General features: G+C 57.4%; 8 protein-coding genes. 5 read left to right on the top strand and 3 right to left on the bottom strand.

What is annotated here, in order from left to right; translation table 11 throughout:
* Positions 1–11 precede the first annotated feature (11 nt).
* Positions 12–809, bottom strand: a complete 798-nt coding sequence (locus DMX06_RS19200; protein WP_181427866.1) for a cupin-like domain-containing protein — start codon at positions 807–809, stop codon at positions 12–14.
* Positions 810–977: 168 nt separating this feature from the next.
* Between DMX06_RS19200 and DMX06_RS19195 the strand changes: the two genes are divergently transcribed.
* Positions 978–7,481 carry a non-ribosomal peptide synthetase gene (locus tag DMX06_RS19195; protein WP_110738903.1) on the top strand — a complete coding sequence of 2,168 codons (6,504 nt, stop codon included), beginning with the start codon at positions 978–980 and terminating at the stop codon, positions 7,479–7,481.
* A gap of 93 nt (positions 7,482–7,574) precedes the next feature.
* Positions 7,575–7,976 carry a DUF5990 family protein gene (locus DMX06_RS26160; RefSeq protein ID WP_146232220.1) on the top strand — a complete coding sequence of 134 codons (402 nt, stop codon included), beginning with the start codon at positions 7,575–7,577 and terminating at the stop codon, positions 7,974–7,976.
* A gap of 24 nt (positions 7,977–8,000) precedes the next feature.
* Here the strand turns inward: DMX06_RS26160 and DMX06_RS19190 are convergent, their stop codons facing one another.
* A complete protein-coding gene (locus DMX06_RS19190; protein ID WP_110738902.1) occupies positions 8,001–9,266 on the bottom strand; it encodes a lysine N(6)-hydroxylase/L-ornithine N(5)-oxygenase family protein in 1,266 nt (421 codons plus the stop codon).
* Positions 9,267–9,704: 438 nt separating this feature from the next.
* Positions 9,705–9,839, bottom strand: a complete 135-nt coding sequence (locus DMX06_RS26615; RefSeq protein WP_258378888.1) for a hypothetical protein — start codon at positions 9,837–9,839, stop codon at positions 9,705–9,707.
* Between the two features lie 42 nt (positions 9,840–9,881).
* Between DMX06_RS26615 and DMX06_RS19185 the strand changes: the two genes are divergently transcribed.
* The 3 genes from DMX06_RS19185 to DMX06_RS19175 form a co-directional block, all read left to right on the top strand.
* Positions 9,882–12,332 carry a penicillin acylase family protein gene (locus tag DMX06_RS19185; RefSeq protein ID WP_181427865.1) on the top strand — a complete coding sequence of 817 codons (2,451 nt, stop codon included), beginning with the start codon at positions 9,882–9,884 and terminating at the stop codon, positions 12,330–12,332.
* Positions 12,316–14,040 (top strand): cyclic peptide export ABC transporter, encoded by a 1,725-nt coding sequence (locus tag DMX06_RS19180; protein WP_146232219.1) that lies wholly within the window; start codon positions 12,316–12,318, stop codon positions 14,038–14,040. The genes DMX06_RS19185 and DMX06_RS19180 overlap by 17 nt, the downstream gene beginning before the upstream one ends.
* A gap of 240 nt (positions 14,041–14,280) precedes the next feature.
* Positions 14,281–19,151: non-ribosomal peptide synthetase (locus DMX06_RS19175; RefSeq protein WP_146232218.1), on the top strand; the 4,871-nt coding region annotated here is incomplete at its 3' end.

The following is a 19,151-nucleotide window of genomic DNA, read 5'->3' as shown; positions in this document are numbered from 1 at the left end:
GCGCGGCACGTTTAGCCGATTGCGGCGACGGCCTGGTCCAAGTAGGCAAGGTTTGCACGTTTTGCCGCCTGCTTGACGCGCTCGAGATTAGCTCGATCGATGAAATTCTCTGTGATGGAAATACCGCCGCGCTCGTTGATCACCTGGTGCCACCAGCCACTGGGTGTGAACACGAGATCGCCAGGTTCCTGTACGCATTCGATCGCCTGGGCCTGCGCGAAGCGCGGGCAGGCTGTGAGATCTGGCTCGAAGGTGTTCACGCCACCCTGATACATCAAGGCCTTTTGTTCGGGAGAGTAGAAGCGCCAGCGTTTACGGCCCGTGATCACGACATTCCAGGCGCTGGTGTCGAGGACGTCGACGTGCAGATGAGTGCCAGACCCCGTCGGCCCGATGAACATCCAGCGCCATTGCGGGCGTAGGTGCTCGGGCAATTTCGATTCGAGATGCTCGAAGAGTTCGAGTTGTTCGTAGTCGTTCAAGAGCTGGGGGCAGTCGCGTTCGAACACCCAATTGCTGAGGTAGAGCGGGTCGGCTTCCGGGGGGCGCTCCAGATACTTCAAGTATGCGGCAAGCTGCATATGCTGTGCATCAGCGCCCCTGCGGCGGCTGACGGTCACAGTTGTATGACCTGCGTGTTCGGCCAAGTAATCATGTGACCATTCCAAGCGCGCACGCCAATGATCGGTCACGCCGCGAACCAGCACCGGCCTGCCTGGGCAGACATAATTCAGCTCAAGCGTTTCGCGCGTGGGGGCGGTCACGATATCGATCGGCAACGGCGCGGGTGGGAGCAGTGCATTTGACATGATCAGTGAGGCCGAGGTCGTTATAGAGGAATTATTCGACTGTCTTGGCGCTGTCGTTTGGCAAGACATATTAGAAGGAACTATGCGACTCTATCAATCGACATTTCAGCGCGCCACGGTCGTTGTCGAGCGGGGTGCCAATCAGACTAATTGTTCAGGGAAGAATGTATGCGTGATGAACCCTACGTCAATGCGGGGTCGTTGACCGCGGAGCAGCGCGAAACGCTACGTCAGAGACTTGTCGAGCGGAATTTGATCGACTCGGGGCATCAGGATGAAACAGCAACCTTCATGTGTGAGGCCGGCGATCGGCAATCTATTGTTTGCAGGGTGCCGGGTGGTGAACAGAACCTTGTCGGGATCTACCCGCTGACTTCATTGCAGGAAGGGCTGCTGTATCATCATATTCTGGCAGGTGATGCCGACCCTTATGTGCTTCATCAGGTTGTTCATTTTGCCACTCGCGATGCGCTTGATCGATTCGTCTGGGCGTTAGGCAAAGTGGTCGAGCGCCATGCGATTCTCAGAACGGCGGTTCTATGGGATGGGCTGACCATGCCCCTGCAGGTGGTGCTGCGCGACGTCGAGCTGCCAATGCAGGAGCTTCATGCTCCAGCGCAGGGCGCCAGCGATCAATGGCTTGTTGCTCAGATAGGGCCAGAGCATCGTATCGACGTCACTGCCGCACCGCTGATAAGAGGGCTTTTCGCCCGATCAGACTCAGGTGGCTGGTCGCTGTTGATCCTGTCTCATCATCTGGTGGGTGACCGCACCTCCCTGCGCCTGATGCAGGACGAACTGTGCCTGATCATGAGCGGTGCCTGGAACAGCTTGCCTGCTGTGAATCAGTTTCCGGACTATGCGCTGAAGATACGGGCACTCGGCACACACCGCGATGAAGCGTTTTTCCACGAACGGCTTGGCGATCTGCGTGAGCCGACTGCCCCGTTCGGCCTACTGGAGGCGGTGGATGCGCGGGCGCAGATCGGTGAGGCGAGGATAATGCTGAGCGTTTCGCTGACTGCGCGACTGCGTGAGCTTACGCGACGTCATAGGGTCGGCGTCCCAGCGATCCTGCACTTGGCGTGGGCATTGGTGCTTTCTCGTCTTGGTGGCATACAGGACGTGGTTTTCGGCACCGTGTTGTCCGGGCGAATGAATGACTCGGTTCGCACTTCCAACATGCTGGGGATGCTGGTCAATACCTTGCCATTTCGTCTGAACTTGCAGGGCCTGGACGTGGGCCAAGGTCTGAGCCGCGCTCAACGCATGCTGGGCGAGTTGATCGAGCACGAGCACGCTTCCTTTTCGCTGGCCCGTCGTTGTAGTGGGGTTGAGGGTGCCGGGGCGCTGACCGGGGCATTATTCGATTACCGTTACCTTCCCACATCGCCCACTGCTCCACTGGCCGGGAGTTCAAGTCATGAACTGGCCACCGAGCGCACAAGCTTCCCTCTGGTGCTCACGGTCGATGACTCAGGACAGGACTTGGTGTTGAAGGTGCAGACATTGGTCGACCTGCAACCAGGATGGATTGCACGATATTGCGAGCAAGCCCTGGAGCGGTTGGCGGATGCGCTGGAGCACGGGCCACATCAGATTCTCAGCGATCTGCAGGTGATCCCGAATGAGCAAATGGCTCGCCTCGTTCCAGAGCACAGGCGATCCGATGACGACCAGGGTCTGGACGGCGGCTCAGTGCATGGGTTGTTCGAGGCGCAAGCAGCACGGACGCCTCACGCGCCGTGTCTGATCAGCGATGCCCAGACCATCGACTACCTTGAACTGGACTTGCGAGCGACCAGACTGGCGCGGTACCTGCGCAACCTTGGGTTGTGCGCAGAAGACCGGGTTGCGCTGTGCTTGCCGCGAGGGATCGATATGATCGTGGCGATGCTGGCGACGATGAAGGCTGGAGGAGCATACATACCGCTCGACCCTGGTTATCCGCACGCGCGACTGCGTTTGTTGACCCTCTTGGCAAAACCTTCTCTGGTATTGAGCGTGGGACAAGGCGCTGGGTTGGCTCTTGAGATGGGGCTCGCTCATGTTGATCTTCGCCAGTTGGATCAATCGCCTGGTAGCCAGGATCTCGAAGCATCGTCGCTACTGCCACACGTGTTGCCCAAGCAGGCCGTTTATACGATGTTCACTTCGGGATCTACAGGGGAGCCGAAGGGCGTCACCATAGAACATAGGAACGTCGTCGCTTTCGTACGTGCCCATGCACGCTGGTGTCGGCTTGGAGAAGGGGACCGAGTGCTGCATTTCGCCTCGCCTTCGTTTGACAATGCCATCGCCGAAATTTTTCCTGCCCTCAGCGTGGGGGCTGCAATCGTGATGCGTCCGGACGGGCCGGTGGCGCCTGACGACGCTTTCGTGAGCTATCTGGCACGTCATCGTGTCACCGTGGCAGATTTGCCGACAGCATTCTGGCATCTTTGGGCCCGCCAAATTGCCGCAGATGATCCGAGGTGCCTGCCCAGGCCGCCTCTGCGTATCGTCCTGGCGGGGGGCGAGAAGTTGCGGCATGACGCATTGCGTGACTGGTTCAAGGATTCGGCGGTTCAAGGCATACGCCTTTGCGACAGCTACGGGCTGACCGAGACGACGGTCAACTCCATCATGATGGATCTGGTCGAGGACCACGCCGGAACAGGGGTGCCGGTCCCCCTTGGCAAAGCACTCGAGAACAGCCATGCATACATTCTTGACCGCTACGGGCGTATGGCGCCGCAAGGCGTTGCCGGGCAGATCTGCATTGGCGGTGAAGGTGTTGCGCGAGGTTATCTCGATCGACCTTCATTGACTGCCGCTCGATTCGTGCCGGACCCATTTGGCCCGCCCGGCTCGCGCCTCTACTGTACAGGTGATATCGGAAGGCTGAACCTTACCGCGCACATTGAATATATTTGCCGTAATGACAAGCAGATCAAGTTGCGAGGGTATCGCATCGAGCCAGGGGAGGTGGAGTCGGCACTTCGTGGCGTCGGCGGGGTTCAGGATGCCCGGGTCATCGCTGATCAGCAAAGATTGATTGCCTACATCATCGCAGAGGACAATGTGCCCTTCGACAGCGAGCGCTTGCGTGCCGCCCTGGGAGCGCTTCTGCCTTCGTACATGGTGCCGGCCCATTACCTTGAAGTGGCGCAATGGCCGGTCAACACACATGGCAAGGTCGATATCGCCGCACTGCCCTCGCCTGACGCCAAACGCTCCGATGAGCGTGTACCGTCACAACCATTGACACCGGCGCAGGCACTGGTTGCCGGTGTGTGGCGGGAGCTGCTGGGCTGCGATTCGATCGCCGTCGATGACGACTTTTTCGAACTGGGCGGCCATTCACTACTGGCCATCAGGGTCGTGTCGAGAATCCGCGCCCTGACGCAGGCATCGATCAGTGTTCGTGATGTATTTGCCCATTCCTCGCTCAACGACTTCGTGCTGGCACTGGAGCGAACCAAGCTGCTAGAGGGGAGGGCGGTCAAGCCTCGAACAGGCCCGGCGAGGCTGTCGTTTGCCCAGGAGCGGCTGTGGTTCTTGAGCCGAATTGATCGTCGCCAGAGTCTGGCCTATCACCTGACAGGCGGCTTGCGGATTCGTGGGGCGCTGGATGTGGCGGCACTGAAGGCCGCGTTCACGGAGGTGATCGAGCGCCATGAGATATTGCGAACGGTGTTCTTCGAAGAGCGGGGTAACGTGCAACCCGTCGTTGTCCCTGCCCAGGCGGCCTTCGATTGGTGCGTCGACAGGGTAGCACTCGAAGAAAGCGCCGACTCTCGGGTGGCCCAGGTGTTCGCCCAGGCTGCCCAGCGACCGTTCGATTTGACCCGCGGGCCCTTGATCGAAGCGACCATGCTTGAGGTCGCGGCTGACGAGCACATCCTGCTTGTCTCCATGCACCACATCATCGCCGATGGTTGGTCGATGAGTTTGCTCGCCAGCGAGTTGTCCAGTTTGTATGGTCATTTCGCTCACGGCGAGACCTATCCCCTGCCACCGATGACGCTGCAATACGCGGATTACGCAGTGTGGCAGCGTGAAACCATTGGCGTGCAGGATGACGACCTTCGGTTCTGGCGCAAGCATATGGAGGGGGCGCCAACCTGTCTGAAGCTACCTGCGCAAATGCGCCCAGCGGTTCAGGACCCGGCAGGGAAATGTTTAAGTTTTACGCTCGATAATGCCCTGACGGCTGCATTGCGTGAGCTGGGAAGGCGTCACGGCGTAACGCTGTACATGATCTTGTTGGGCGCCTATGCCGTATTGTTGGACAGGCTGGCAGGACAGGCGTCTGTAGTCATTGGCACGCCATCCGCCAACCGACCAGCCCTTGAGCTGGAGAACCTCATAGGTTGCTTCGTCAATACCTTGCCTTTGCATGTTCGTCTGGGCGATAAACCTTCGGTGGTGCAACTGCTGGCGCGTATCAGGCAACTGACGATCGATGCACAGGAACGGCAGCACGTGCCGTTCGAGCAGATCGTTGACGCAGTAAGCCCTGTTCGTAGTCGTGCATACAATCCCTTGTTCCAGGCGATGCTCGTTTGGCAAAACACGCCAACTACCGATGTTCGGCTCAAGGGGCTGGAAATCAGTGAAGTTCATCCGCAGATACAGTCCACTCAATGCGATCTGTCCTTGATGATGGAAGAGCGCACTGATGCGATTGAGGGGACATGGGTGTACGCAACAGCGCTGTTCGATGAGAGCGCTGTCGTTGAGTTCCAGCAAGCGTTCAAGGGGGTGCTCGAGGCGCTGACTGAAGAGCGCGACCTATTTTACGAAGCTTGTCCAGGCGGGCCATCCGAGTTGCTGGAAACCGCTGTCGACGCCACGCTCAGCCGCTCGACTTGCCTGCACAGTCGCCTCTCCTACTGGGCGCGAATAACCCCTGAGGCTGTTGCGATCGAAGATGCCAGGCGACATCTCAGTTACGCTGAACTCGATGCGGCTTCAAATCAACTGGCGCGCTATTTGCGCGCGCGCGGTGTTGGCATTGGCAGTCACGTCGCGGTGGCGATGTCCAGGTGCATCGAGCAGGTCATCAGTATCGTGGCGATACTCAAGGCGGGCGGTGCTTATGTGCCGCTCGAGCCGCACTCGGTCAAAAGCCGCATGCTGGAGATTCTCGACGATAGCCAGCCTGTGCTGGCGATCATCGATGGTCAAGGCAGGCAAGCGCTGGGCGCATTGAGCGGCGTTGCATGCCTCGACTATCACATGGAACGTGCATCGTGGGAGGCGCTTGCCGCCGACGGGCTCGAGACCGATGTCGCGGGTTTCGCCCCAGGCTGCGCGGCCTACGTGATCTACACCTCGGGATCGACGGGCCGTCCGAAAGGGGTGGTCGTGGAGCACTCACAGGTGGTTTCGTTGTTGGACGTATTGGTAAGCGCCATAGGTGCAGGCCGGGGCGATATCTGGAGCCTCTTCCACTCGTTCGCTTTCGATTTTTCGGTATGGGAACTGTTCGGTGGCCTGCACGCCGGATCGCGGGTTCTGATTGTACCGGCTGCGCTGACCCGCGCGCCCGATGCGCTATACCGTTGGCTCTGTGAGAAGAGAGTGTCGGTACTCAGCCAGACACCGGGTGCTTTCGCGCAAGTGTTGGAGGAACACTTGCGTGCGCCTCGAGCCCATGGTTTACGTCGAGTGATTTTCGGTGGCGAGCAATTGGACCCGACGCTACCTGGCGCTTGGCTCGCTGCTGATGCTTCTGGCCAGACACAATTTATCGATATGTATGGAATCACCGAGGGGGCGATCCATACGACCTGGCATCGCCTGGGCGATGAAGATGTGCGACCTTGGGCGCAGAAGTCGGTAGGCAAGGCGATTGTGGGGCGACATGTGTATATCCTGGACGAGCAGCTCGAGCCCGCCGACAGTGGCACCCTGGGTGAGATCTGGATTGCGGGGGAAGGTGTTGCCCGTGGCTACCATCGACTGCCGGGATTGACCGCGGCGCGCTTCGTGCCCGACCCGTACGCCGCTCGGCCGGGAGCCCGCATGTATCGCAGTGGCGACCTTGGGCGGTTGCTGGAAAATGGCGAGCTGGAGTATGCCGGGCGCGCAGATGAACAAGTAAAAATTCGTGGCTTTCGTGTCGAGCTGGGAGAGGTTTCTTCACGCCTGGCCATGCATCCTGCCGTCGGGGGGGCTCATGTGGTTGCCATGCCTCAGCCAAGCGGTGGTATTCGACTCGTTGCTTACTATCGCCTCAGGCAAACCAAGGAAATGGCGCCTTCACCAATTGAGTTTCGTGAGTATTTGACCGGTATACTGCCAGCCTACATGGTGCCGGTCGCTTACGTGCAGGTTGAGCATCTACCGTTGACAGTAAATGGCAAGGTCGATGTAAACGTATTGCCAGGGCCGGCAATGGAGGATTTTTCAAGGCGCCTTTACGAGCCTGCAATCAACGACACCGAGTCCTGGCTGGTCGACACATGGTCAGAGTTGCTGGGGGTCGAGGAAATCAGCCGTCATGATGACTTCTTCGAGCTAGGCGGTCATTCATTGCTGGTCGGTCAGTTGGTGGCACGTATCCGTGATGGATTCGAGATTGAGCTGTCAATGAGTGATATCTTCGAAGTGCCTGTACTGCATGCCTTCGCGGCACGTATCAACGAGCACATGGCAGATGAGTTCGAAACATTCGAATTTTGATTCTACCCCCTGAACAAAGCCTTCGCCGGCCGCGCATGAGCCATCAGCCGCGCGGTCGGTGCCAGGCTGACAACACCAGATCAAGGAGAGAAAGTGAGCGTTTTGCCTACCTGTGTGACAGTTGTTCTTTCCTACGGGGCGTTGCCTGAGTTCGAGGAGGCGGCCGAGGTTGGCCTGCAAGATAAGGAAAAAGTGGTTCATCGAGGTGTGCGGCGCCAGGATGGCACTCATGAATTTACATGCGAAGTTCAAGTGCGGCCCAAGGCGGACGGGCAGATCGATTTTGCCGGGCCCTTCGTTCATGGTGCGGCGAAGGCGCGCTTTATTTATTTGAGTTGGAAGCGGGCAGAGCCATACGAGATTCCGTTCGTGCAACGCGTCAAGGTTCCGCTCGCATTCACGGCTGCCGATCTTTCGGGTAGGACTGAGGCACGCGCCGACATATCAGGGCGAAAGCCACATGCACGAGAGGCTGTGGAGTGGCGGTTATCATGATCTGCGCGCCTTCGCCAGCGCAGTTCAGTGCTCTTCGCAGGCGTGCAACCGTGTTGTTAGCGCATGAGAGATTTCTGCCGACCGGATAGCGAGAATCGACAGCAGGGTATCACTCAGGCCGTGCGAGCTTTCGCAGGCCCCCTGCAGGAAAATCGAGGGGTGAAAGTCCTCAGGCGTATGCAGGCGGTATTGCCGGTCAACTCGTAGATCTCCCAGGTGCGAGGCCAGAGGTTCAAGCAGCTCGCGGTGATGGTCGCGTTCATAGCCCGTCGCGAGTATGACCATGTCGTATTGCTGGGTAGAGCAGCTGTTGCTGCGTGCATCGCTTGATGTGATGGCCACGCCTTGCGCCGAGGTTTCGACTGCAGTGATTGTCCGATCATTGAGTACGCGATGCCCCTCCACGCCGTTGACGTGTTGCTGGTAGATGAACTGGTAGATGCGCTCGACCAGATCCAGATTGGCCGCGGCGTAGTTGGTGTGGCGAAAGTCTTTGAGGTAAGCGCTATTGCGTTCGGGATTCTCGTAGAGATAGTCGACCACCTGGGTGTCGAAAATTTCGTTAACGAAAGGGCTGTCGTCCGAGACCCGCAAGGCGCTCTGGCGCATGATCAGATCACACGGTACGTTGGGCAGATGATTGGGCAGGTCCATGAATATTTCCGCAGCGCTCTGGCCGCCGCCGACCACGGCAATACGCTGGGCATGCCTGTGCTGAGCAATGTGTTTCAAATAACGGCTGGAATGAAAGATGCGCGGGTCATGCTGGTGGGGTAGGAACGGTTCAGGAATTCGCGTGCTGCCGCCCACGCCCAGGACAAGATGGCGCGTCAGGTAGAACTGTTCCTGCCCTTGGGCGTCGCGGGTATGCACCTTCAGCAGTTTGACAGCGCTCGCTTGCAGCACTGGCGTGACGGTGATGACTTCATGGCCATAGTCGATGCGGTCATCGAAGTGACTGGCGGCCCACGTCAAGTAATCGCTGAATTCATGACGGCTGGGATAAAAGGTTTTCAGGTTGATGAATGCCTGAAGGCGACCTTTCTCATGAAGGTAATTGATGAACGAGAAGTGACTCTTGGGGTTGCGCAGTGATACCAGGTCCTTGAGAAATGCTACTTGCATCCGCGTGTCAGGCAGTAACATATGCTCATGCCACGTAAAGTTGGCTGATTTTTCGAGGAAGCGCACAGTTGGGGCGCGCTGACCGTGATGCTGCTCGTGCAGCGCAATGGCCAATGCCAGATTGGACGGACCGAAGCCAACTCCGATGAGGTCATGTACTTCCATGTGCAATCATATCCTTTGACTTGGCGCTCGGTGCTGGTGCATATCGGCCAACTGTGCGATGCCTGAGCACTGTTCGCTAGTGACCGTAACGCCAGGGAGTATACATATTTCCAGAACCGAGATAAGCAAATTTCACTTGTCGAGGTCATGCCTGCGCTGCGTAAGCGACGACAAGCCCGTCACTTCGTGTGCGCCCTGGAGCGCTGGGGCTGAGGTATGCTGCGCTGCGCTGCTCAGGACCTGTGACAGCCGCCTTGATTAAAAGTCGACCTGGGCTTGGCCCCTTTCTGTCGGGCTGTTGGGCGGTGGATTCCCGCCGTCCATTGCTGTTAGGATGCCGAACACTCGGCAGGTAACAAGAAACATTTAAGCCTGGAAAATCCCGGTAAAACCTTGCTGAATCCGGTTGAAAACACCGATCTCGTTGCCTGAGGCGTTTTAGGGGTGGGTGGTCTGCGACGAGGCGAGGAACACCAATTGCGGCGCATCGGTGACGAGAGGCGTAAGGTACGGATAGCGTACCGATAGTTGAGTGACCCGGCAGGTGGCTTTGCGCAGGCGCAAGGCCGGCATCTAATGGGAGTCGTTGTAGCCTGGTCAGAGAAGGGATTCGCTGTGATCAATAAGTTTCCACTGTTGTCTCGCCTGTTTCTATTTATCGTGTTTCCCTTGTTGGTCGCGCTAGGGTTGGGTTTGCATTATCTGCATTCATCATTGCCTCAATCAACGGTAACATTACTTTGGCAAGGCCCTGAAGCGGGGGTTGTGACCATTACCCGCGATGAGCAAGGCGTGCCACATATTCTCGGCGAATCGGATCTCGCGGTATTTTATGCGGCAGGCTATGCCCAGGCGCAGGACCGTTTATGGCAAATGGAGATGCAGCGCCGTATCGCACAAGGGCGCATGAGCGAGCTCCTTGGTCGCGGCGCGATCAAGCAGGATGCCTGGTTTCGAACATTGGGGCTTTACCGGGCGGCTGACAAGGCATGGCAATCCCTGAGCGAAACGTCGCGCGCGTCCCTTCAGGCGTATGCCGAGGGTGTCAACGCCTGGACGGCCGAACAGCAGGCCTTGCCACCCGAATTCATTGTGCTCGGGGTAAAGCCGCAGCCGTGGACACCCTTGGACTCCTTGGCTTGGATCAAGGTATTTGCCTTGAATTTGTCGGGTAACTTCGACGACGAAGTGCAGCGCTATATCGCCAGTGCCTATTTCAATCCTGATCAGGTCAATTTCCTCTTCAATAGGCATCAGGCAGGCCTGGCAGTAAGTCCTGGCGTGCCAGATAACGCCCATGTTCAAGCGTTGGTTGCGGTCGCTCAAGGGCAGCGCGCCGTGCGGGAAGATATCAAACTGGGAGGAAAATGGCTTGGCAGCAATGCCTGGGTCATAGCGGCGCGGTTGGCCGCAGACGGCCGAGCCACGCTTGCCAATGATCCACATCTAGGGCTGAGCATCCCGTCCTGGTGGTATCCAGTCGAACTTGAAGGCAAACGACTCAAGAGTGCCGGTATGAGCCTGGTCGGGTTGCCGGTGGTGGTGTTGGGGCTGAACAGTGCCATTGCCTGGGGGGCTACCAGTATGACCGCTGATGTACAGGATCTGTATTTTGAGAGGCTGGATGCGCAGCGGCCAGGTCAATATTTCCATAACGGCCAATGGTTACCGCTTGAGGTGCGCTCTGAGGAGATACAGGTTAAAGCGGATTTTCCAGCAGCACTTCGAACTGCACTCGAACCTGTCCGCTTGCAAGTTCGAAGCACTGTTCATGGGCCGATTATCACAGGCATGGATCCAGCACTCGAAGCGGTTGCGGCATTGCGCTGGGTTGCACTGGATGACCAAGATACTACCTACGAAGCGTTATACCGCTTGAACTACGCCAAGGACTGGCAGGCCTTCAAATCGGCGTTGTCCTTATTCGTTTCACCGGCGCTGAATTTTTTGTACGCTGACGTTCAAGGAAATATCGGTTATCAGGGGGCGGGTCACATTCCTATACGTAAGCAAGGGCATGGGCTCGTGCCCGTCTCTGGCGAAACTGGCGAGTATGAATGGGTTGGCTTTATTCCCTTCGAAAAAATGCCTCAGCGCTTCAATCCCCCTGAAGGGTACTTGGTGTCGGCGAATGACGACATGACGGGAGCGGATTATCCCTACTTCATCTCCAGTAATTGGGCTCCTCCAGGGCGGGCCTTGCGTATTCGCCAATTGATCCTTGAAAGCCTCGAACGCTCTGACGGTATCGATGTGCAGACTCATGAGCGGATACAGCAGGATGTCTTGAGCCTGCCCGCATTGCGACTGGCAACTGCCCTGGCGACACTCGAGGGGCGTACGCCTCGGCAACGCCTTGCGTTGGCGCGTCTGCGTGATTGGGACGGGAGTATGTCTCTAGATAGTGTGCCCGCGACAATATTCAATGTATGGACCCGTCACCTGGTCGATCGGGTCTTTGCGGCAAAGACCCGTGTTCCTTTCAATCAGCGTGGGCATGTCGTTGATGTTGAGGCACTCTTTGCACGGCTAAGCACGGATGATGTATATGCGGCACTGGATGGTACGACCGGCGCGTGGTGCGATCTCAAGGAAATACCCAGGCCTTGTGCTGCGGCACTCTACGAGTCCTTGGATCTGGCGTTGGATGAGTTGGAAAAGCTCAAAGGCAAGGTAGTAAGTGAGTGGCGCTGGGGCGACCTGCAACATGGACGCTACGAACACACTCCGTTTAGTCTCGTGCGGCCGTTCAAAGCGTTTTTCGAGCGGGGCGTCGAGGCGCCTGGGTCTACAGATACAGTGAATGTCTCTTATTATTCATTCATGAATGCCAACGGTTATGTGAAGCATGTTGGGGCAGGTTTTCGTCAGGTCATGAGCATGGGGGGAGAGGGTAATTCGTACGCGTACATGAACTCCACCGGGCAATCGGGGAACGTGCTGAGCGCCCACTACGACGATATGCTCATCCCATTCGCTCAGGGGCAGTATCATCACATGCCGCTGCGCTGGACTGACGGCGGAGATAACTCGGGGAGTGGTCGTCGGCATGATGTTCATCAGTGAGTTTGGGCGCAAGGCGCCCAATCGATTGTTCATTGCCTTGATCCTGGGCTCTCTGGCAGGGGTTTGCTACGCCTTTCTCATTCCAGTTGTATTGAGCGTCTTGAGTGGCCAGGGCGATGGTCTTTCGTCTGTAGCCGAGGCACGCTATACCTTCCTGTCGATTGAAATCGCCAACCACAAGATGGCAGCCGTATTCCTGGCACTGTGCGGGATCATCGTGCTGGCCCGTACGATTTCGCGCGTGCTGCTGGCGCGAATCTCCGCGGAGATGAGTTTGAACCTTCGCGTCAAATTGTACCGAAAGATATCAGGTGCTGACTTGCACAACCTCGAATGCGTCGGCCACTCCAGGGTTCTGACCGCCATGACCGAGGATGTTCGTCGCGTGGTCTTGGCGGGCCAGTTGTTTCCCGATTTGTTGATGAGCAGTGTCACGTTGCTGGGGATGCTGTCTTTCCTGGCGCTGCTGAATATGGAGGTCTTCATATTTGTCATTCAGGCAATTTGCGTGGGTGTCGTCATGCATCAACTGCCGGTCTTCTTTGGCAAGCGCAGTTTTTCCAAATCACGTGCAACCTACGGCAAACTGCAAGGTGCCATGGCCAGCTTGATATACGGAGCCAAGGAGCTGAAGCTGGACGCTCAAGGATTGAAGCACTACATGGACAATGTGGTGCTTGCGCATGAGCGGGACTTGCTGAAGTCTGATAGAACCACCTATGCATTTTTGATTGCAGCGAACTCTTATGGAGATCTGCTGAGTTTTTTCCTGATCGGCGTCGTTTCATTTGTTTTTGTCAATTACCATGCGGTCAGCTCGACGGAGTTGGTAGGGGTTGTAATGGCGCTGCTCTATGTGGCGGGGCCTGTGGCGATGATCATTGATCTTGCACTCCCAGTGGTCATGGGCAAGACTGCGCTGCGCCAGCTTGAAGCATTGTTCAGCGAGTTGTCCGAGGATCGCTCGCTTGAAAATGCAGAACCTGCCGAGCCTTGGACATGCATGGAGTTGTCGCGCATCACCTTTCAGCATGAGTCTCGAGTGTCTGGGGAGACCTACAAGGTCGGGCCTGTCTCCTTGACCTTGAAACGCGGTGACTTGACCTTCATCGTTGGCGGTAATGGATCCGGAAAAACGACACTGTGCAAGATGATCTCGCTGCACTACCCACCCTTGAGTGGGTGTATTTCATTCGACGGTCGCGCTGTTGACAATTCTTCACGGGCAGCGTTTCGCCAGGAAATTTCGGCCATTTATTCTGACTACCATCTGTTCGAACAATTACTGTGCCCTGTGTCGCAGCAGACTCATGACAGGGCGTGTGCGTATCTCCGCGCATTGGGGCTGGCAGACAAGGTGACGATCAGTGACGGCGTCTTCTCTACGTTGGCATTGTCCGACGGACAGCGCAAACGTCTGGCGTTACTGGTGGCTTTGCTGCAAGACCGAGCCCTGTACATCTTCGATGAGTGGGCAGCAGATCAGGATCCTGGATTCAAGGAAGTCTTTTATCGCCGGATTCTCCCAATGTTGCGGGACGAAGGTAAGGCGGTTGTCGTAATCACTCATGATGATCGGTATTTCGACGCGGCCGACCAGATCGTAGTGATGGAAAATGGTGAGCTGACTGATCTCAAGGTGGTCGGGTCAGACTATAGGGGGCTCGCGATGCGCACTCCGGCGGCGGTGTTTGGCGCGAAGCCGTAAGAGGTCGGATTGACAGTGTCTCTTTTGGCTTGTGCGCAATATAGAGGTGCGAGTCGTTGATGGTTGTACCTGCTGACGGCCTGGCAAGTCTGCAGCTTCCTCTCAGGGTATGGCGCTGAACGGCCTACGCTGGTGCGTGTTTTTTCTCATGGATTGGAGTCATTCACTGTGCACGCTTTCGGTTTAGCTGTTCCGCAGGACCCTTTAGTCGACATCTTGCGGACACTGGATCGGTCAGGAGTGCGCCTTGGCGTAAACGCCAATGGGCAACTCAGCGTGAAAGCGCCCAAGGGCGGGTTGACGCCGGTGCTCAGGCAACTGATTACCGATAACAAGGCGGCGCTGGTCAGCCTGCTGCGCGAACATGGCGCGCCGATGCGTTTGTCGGTCGAGCAGCGCTCTGTCCCCCTCCCGCTCTCTTCGGGCCAGCAGCGTCTGTGGTTTCTCGACCGTTATTCCCCAGGTGAAGCACGCTATTCGATTTCTGCTGCCGTTCGTCTTCAAGGCGCCACGTTGAATGTCGGCTTGCTGCAGCAAGCGGTCGATGCCTTGTTTGAGCGCCACGAGATATTGCGTACCACGTTCATCGAAGTCGGCGGTGAGCCGCGGCAGCGCGTGCACCTCAAGTCAGCGCAGCCGATTGCAGTCATCGACCTGCAAACATGGGCGCCGACGGCGCGTATCGCGCAACTTGACGCAACGCTGGAGTCTGAGGCGAACCAACCGTTCGACTTGGCACACGGACCGTTGCTACGAGTGGGGCTCGTCCATCTGGAGCCTTGCGAGCATGTCCTGTACTTCAATATTCACCACATCGTTGCCGATGACTGGTCAATGGCGTTGTTGGTGCAAGAAGTGGCCGACTTTTACGCTCGCGGTTTGGCGGGCGGCCCCGCTGAGCCTCTGCCCTTGGCTCTGCAATATATCGACTACGCGGTATGGCAGCGCAGGCAGGTGCAAAGCGGCTTTCTGACTTCCCAGGTCGAGTATTGGCGGGGGCAACTGGCAGGGGCGCCAGAGCTGTTGAGCTTACCCACGGATCGTTCACGTCCTGCTGTGCAGACCTATCGGGGGGCGAGTCTCCCTTTTCGGCTGAAGTCGCATCTGGTCGCTCGCTTGACGGCGATCGCTCAATCACGCGGGGCAACGTTGTTCATGGTATTGCATACCGCGTTCTGCGTACTGTTGCATCGCTACAGTGGGCAGAGCGATGTGTGTATCGGAGTTCCCGTTGCAGGGCGTGGCAGGGTGGAGTTCGAGCCGCTGATTGGCTTCTTCGTCAATACGCTGGTCTTGCGTACACGCATCGAGCCTCTAGCGAATTTCAGCGAATTGCTGGAGCAGGTGAAAATCACGGCCCTGCAGGCCTATCAATGCCAGGACGTCCCCTTCGAGCAGTTGGTAAGCGAGCTCAAGCTACCTCGTAACCTGAGCCATTCGCCCTTGTTCCAAGTCATGCTGGTGATGCAGAGCGCTACCCGAGGGGCGATCAACATCCCGGGTTTACGTGTTGCTCCGTTGGACGTTCCTGTACAGGTGAGCAAGTACGATCTCACCTGCACCTTCCTGCCGAATAGCCAGCAAGGGGACATGCTGGGCAGCATGGAATACAACACCGACCTGTTCGATGACGTCACAGTCGATCGTCTCCTGCGACATTTTCAAGCATTGCTGCAGGATATCGTGGAGCGCCCTGATGTCGCGGTTCACCAACTGCGCATGCTCTCGCACGATGAGGTTCAACAAACGCTCTATCGCTGGAATGACACACAGGCGCCGTTGACCCAGTCATTGCTTGTGCATCAACAGTTTGAGCGACAGGCTCTGCGCACCCCGGAGAAGTGCGCAACCTTGCATGGGGATAAAGCGCTTAGTTATCGCGAGCTGGAGATTTACTCTCGCCAGCTGGCGCATATGTTGACCCAGCATGGCGTCGGTGCCGGGACGCGTGTTGCCGTGCTGCTCGAACGTGGTCTTGACATACCCATTGCGTTATTGGGCATTCTTCGCGCCGGCGCGGCGTATGTTCCGCTGGACCCCAGTCACCCGATCGAGCGAATCAGCTTCATGCTCGGCGATTGTGGCCCGCAAGTGCTTCTGGCTGGGGAGAATACGCTACGTGACCTTCCTTTGTTAGCGGGCTGCGCAAGGCTTGATCCGTGTGCATGGTATGGCCCAGATGTGCCGGTGCCGGCCAAGGAAAGCCTTCCCGAGGTCTCGGAACGTGGGCTCGCCTATGTGATCTACACGTCGGGCTCAACAGGCATGCCCAAGGGTGTAATGGTGGAGCACCGCAATCTTGTGAATCTGCTAAGGGCCATGCAGCGTCGGATTCCACTCTGCGCCGAAGACACGTTCCTCTCTGTGACCACATTGTCATTTGATATCGCGGCGCTCGAGCTTTTTCATCCGCTGATTCACGGTGCTCTTCTACTGCTTGCATCCAGGCAGACCGCCGCCGACCCGCAATCGCTGGCGAGAACTGTCGATCACCATGACGTTACAGTGATGCAGGCGACCCCATCCACCTGGCGTATGTTCGCCGAACATGGCTGGCCCTTGCGCAGGCTGAAGATTCTTTCAGGTGGAGAGGCACTGTCAGCGGGGTTGCGGCAGAACCTGCTCGAGTACGCCGGGTCGTTCTGGAACCTTTATGGCCCTACTGAGACCACGATATGGTCTACCTGCCATCGGTTCGACACGGCTGATGAAGTAGATGCGGTTATCGGCGTCCCTATCGATAACACTCAAGTGTATGTGCTAGGCCCCTTTGGCGAGTTACTGCCCGTCGGGGTTGTGGGGGAGATTCACATCGGTGGTGCAGGCGTGAGTTGCGGTTATCTCAATCGCCCTGCGCTGACAGCTCAGCGATTTGTGCCAGATCCCTATGGGGCGATGCAAGGGGGACGTCTATACCGGACCGGCGATCTGGGGGCCTGGCGGGCTGACGGTACCCTTGAGTATGCGGGGCGATGTGATTTTCAGGTCAAGATACGCGGCGCGCGTATCGAGCTTGGTGAGATCGAGTCGGCGTTGGCCAGGCACGAGCAGGTCAGGCAAGTCGTAGTTGATGCTCGCCCTGACGCAGAGGGGAACCAGAGGCTGGTGGCATATGTTGTGCCACGCCAGGCCGATCAGAGCGGGTTGATTGCGGCCTTGCGTACTCACCTACGGGCAACATTGGCGGAACACATGCTGCCGAGTGTACTGGTGTTTCTTGAGGCCTTGCCATTGACGGCCAACGGCAAGATTGACCGCAAGGCGTTGCCTGCTCCCGACCGAGTGGTGTCGACTGCATCGCACGACACGGCACCACGTTCTGAATTCGAGCAGGTTTTGGTCGATGTGTGGAGTGATCTGCTTGGGCTTGAGCAAGTGGGGCGCACGGATAACTTCTTCGAAATTGGCGGGCATTCCCTGCTGGCGGTTTCAATGGTTGCAAAGCTGCGCAAGTACGGCTTGGAACTGGACATCCATTCGATCTTCGCCAGCCCCCGCTTGGCGGATATGGCTGATGTTTTGCGGGAGGCTGGCAGCGTCCACGTACCTGAAAATCTGATCACTGCCGAGACCTCCAGAATCATTCCTGAGATGCTGCCATTGATTGCATTATCTCAGGAAGATATTGATTCGCTGGTCAGCCAGGTGCCTCAAGGCTGCTCCAATATCCAAGATATCTACGCATTGTCACCGATGCAGGATGGCATCCTGTTCCATCACCTGTTGGCGCCTGAAGGTGACCCCTATGTAATGGTCTTCGAGCTTGCCTTTGCAGAGCGTACCCTGCTTGATCGCTATCTGGAGAACGTCGAGCGGGTCATTCAGCGCCACGATATCTTGCGCACATCCATTCATTGGCGTGACCTACCTGCTCCGGTGCAGGTCGTCTGGCGTCACGCCCCCTTGCGTACCACGCTGGTTGAACTGACTTCCCGGAATGGCCCTGTTCTCGAACAACTTCGCGAACGTCTCGACCCACGCAAGCATCTCCTCGATATCACCCAGGCTGGTCTGTTGCGGGTCGCTGTGGCCGAAGATCCCGGCGAAGGAAGATGGTTGCTGCACATGCGCTTGCATCATTTGATAGGCGATCATGTAACGCTGCAGATGCTCAATGATGAAGTGGTTTCGCTGCTAGCCGACCCACATTGTTCGCTACCGCCTGTGCGGCACTACCGAGAATTTGTGGCCCATACCTACCTTGGGCCGGTGGTTGGGCGTCATGAGCGATTTTTCCGTGACTATCTTCAGCCGATTGTCAGGCCAAGTCTGCCTTTTGAGATCGCGCAGGTATCACCTGAGCATTTGCAGGAGCATCGGCAGTGGGTGCCAAAGCCGCTTCTGGAGCGCCTTAGCCATCACGCGCGTCGGCTTGGGGTCAGCTTGAGCAGCTTGTGCCATCTCGCTTGGGGGCTGGTGGTTGCTCGAACCAGTCGAAGCCCTTATGCGGTGTTTGGCACGGTATTGCTAGGGCGGGCATCTTCCTCGGCTTTCGATGAGCAAGCAATGGGGCTGCTGATCAATACGCTACCCTTTTGCCTTGAGCTCAAGGGCATCTCAGTCGATGACGCGGTTCGTAATGCACATGCTTCCTTGGCGCTTCTGTTGCGCCACGAACATGCGCCGTTGACCTTGGCCCAACGCTGTAGCTCACTGCCTGCCACTGCACCCTTGTTCAGTGCACTGCTCAATTACCGACGCAACCTTGCAAACTTTGCCGATCCTGATCCTCTGCCTGCTGGTGTGCAGTGGTTAGGTGGGCGAGTTGGGGTTACCTATCCCTTCTGCATGACGGTCGAGGCATTTGACGACGCCATGGAGCTCATCGCGCACGTCGGTGCCCCTATTCCAGCGCAGCGGATGGGCAACTACATGCTTCGATCGCTACATGCCTTGGCGGACAGGATGGACGATGGTCCCCAGTCGATGATCGACAGCGTTGATATTTTGGTATTCGATGAGCATCGCCAGTTGTCGCCAGCCGGGAACGAAACGGCCATGCCGACGCCGGCAGGAGACCTGGTCCAGCTGTTCGAGGCTCAGGTTGCGCGCACGCCGCTGGCGCCGGCGGTCAGCCATGGCGAGCGTCAATTGAGCTATGCCCAGCTCAA

The sequence above is a fragment of the Pseudomonas mosselii genome (genome assembly GCF_003205295.1).
GTDB lineage: Bacteria > Pseudomonadota > Gammaproteobacteria > Pseudomonadales > Pseudomonadaceae > Aquipseudomonas > Aquipseudomonas mosselii_B.
Note: the sequence above shows the minus strand (reverse complement) of the source record. Positions and strands in the feature narration are given on the sequence as shown.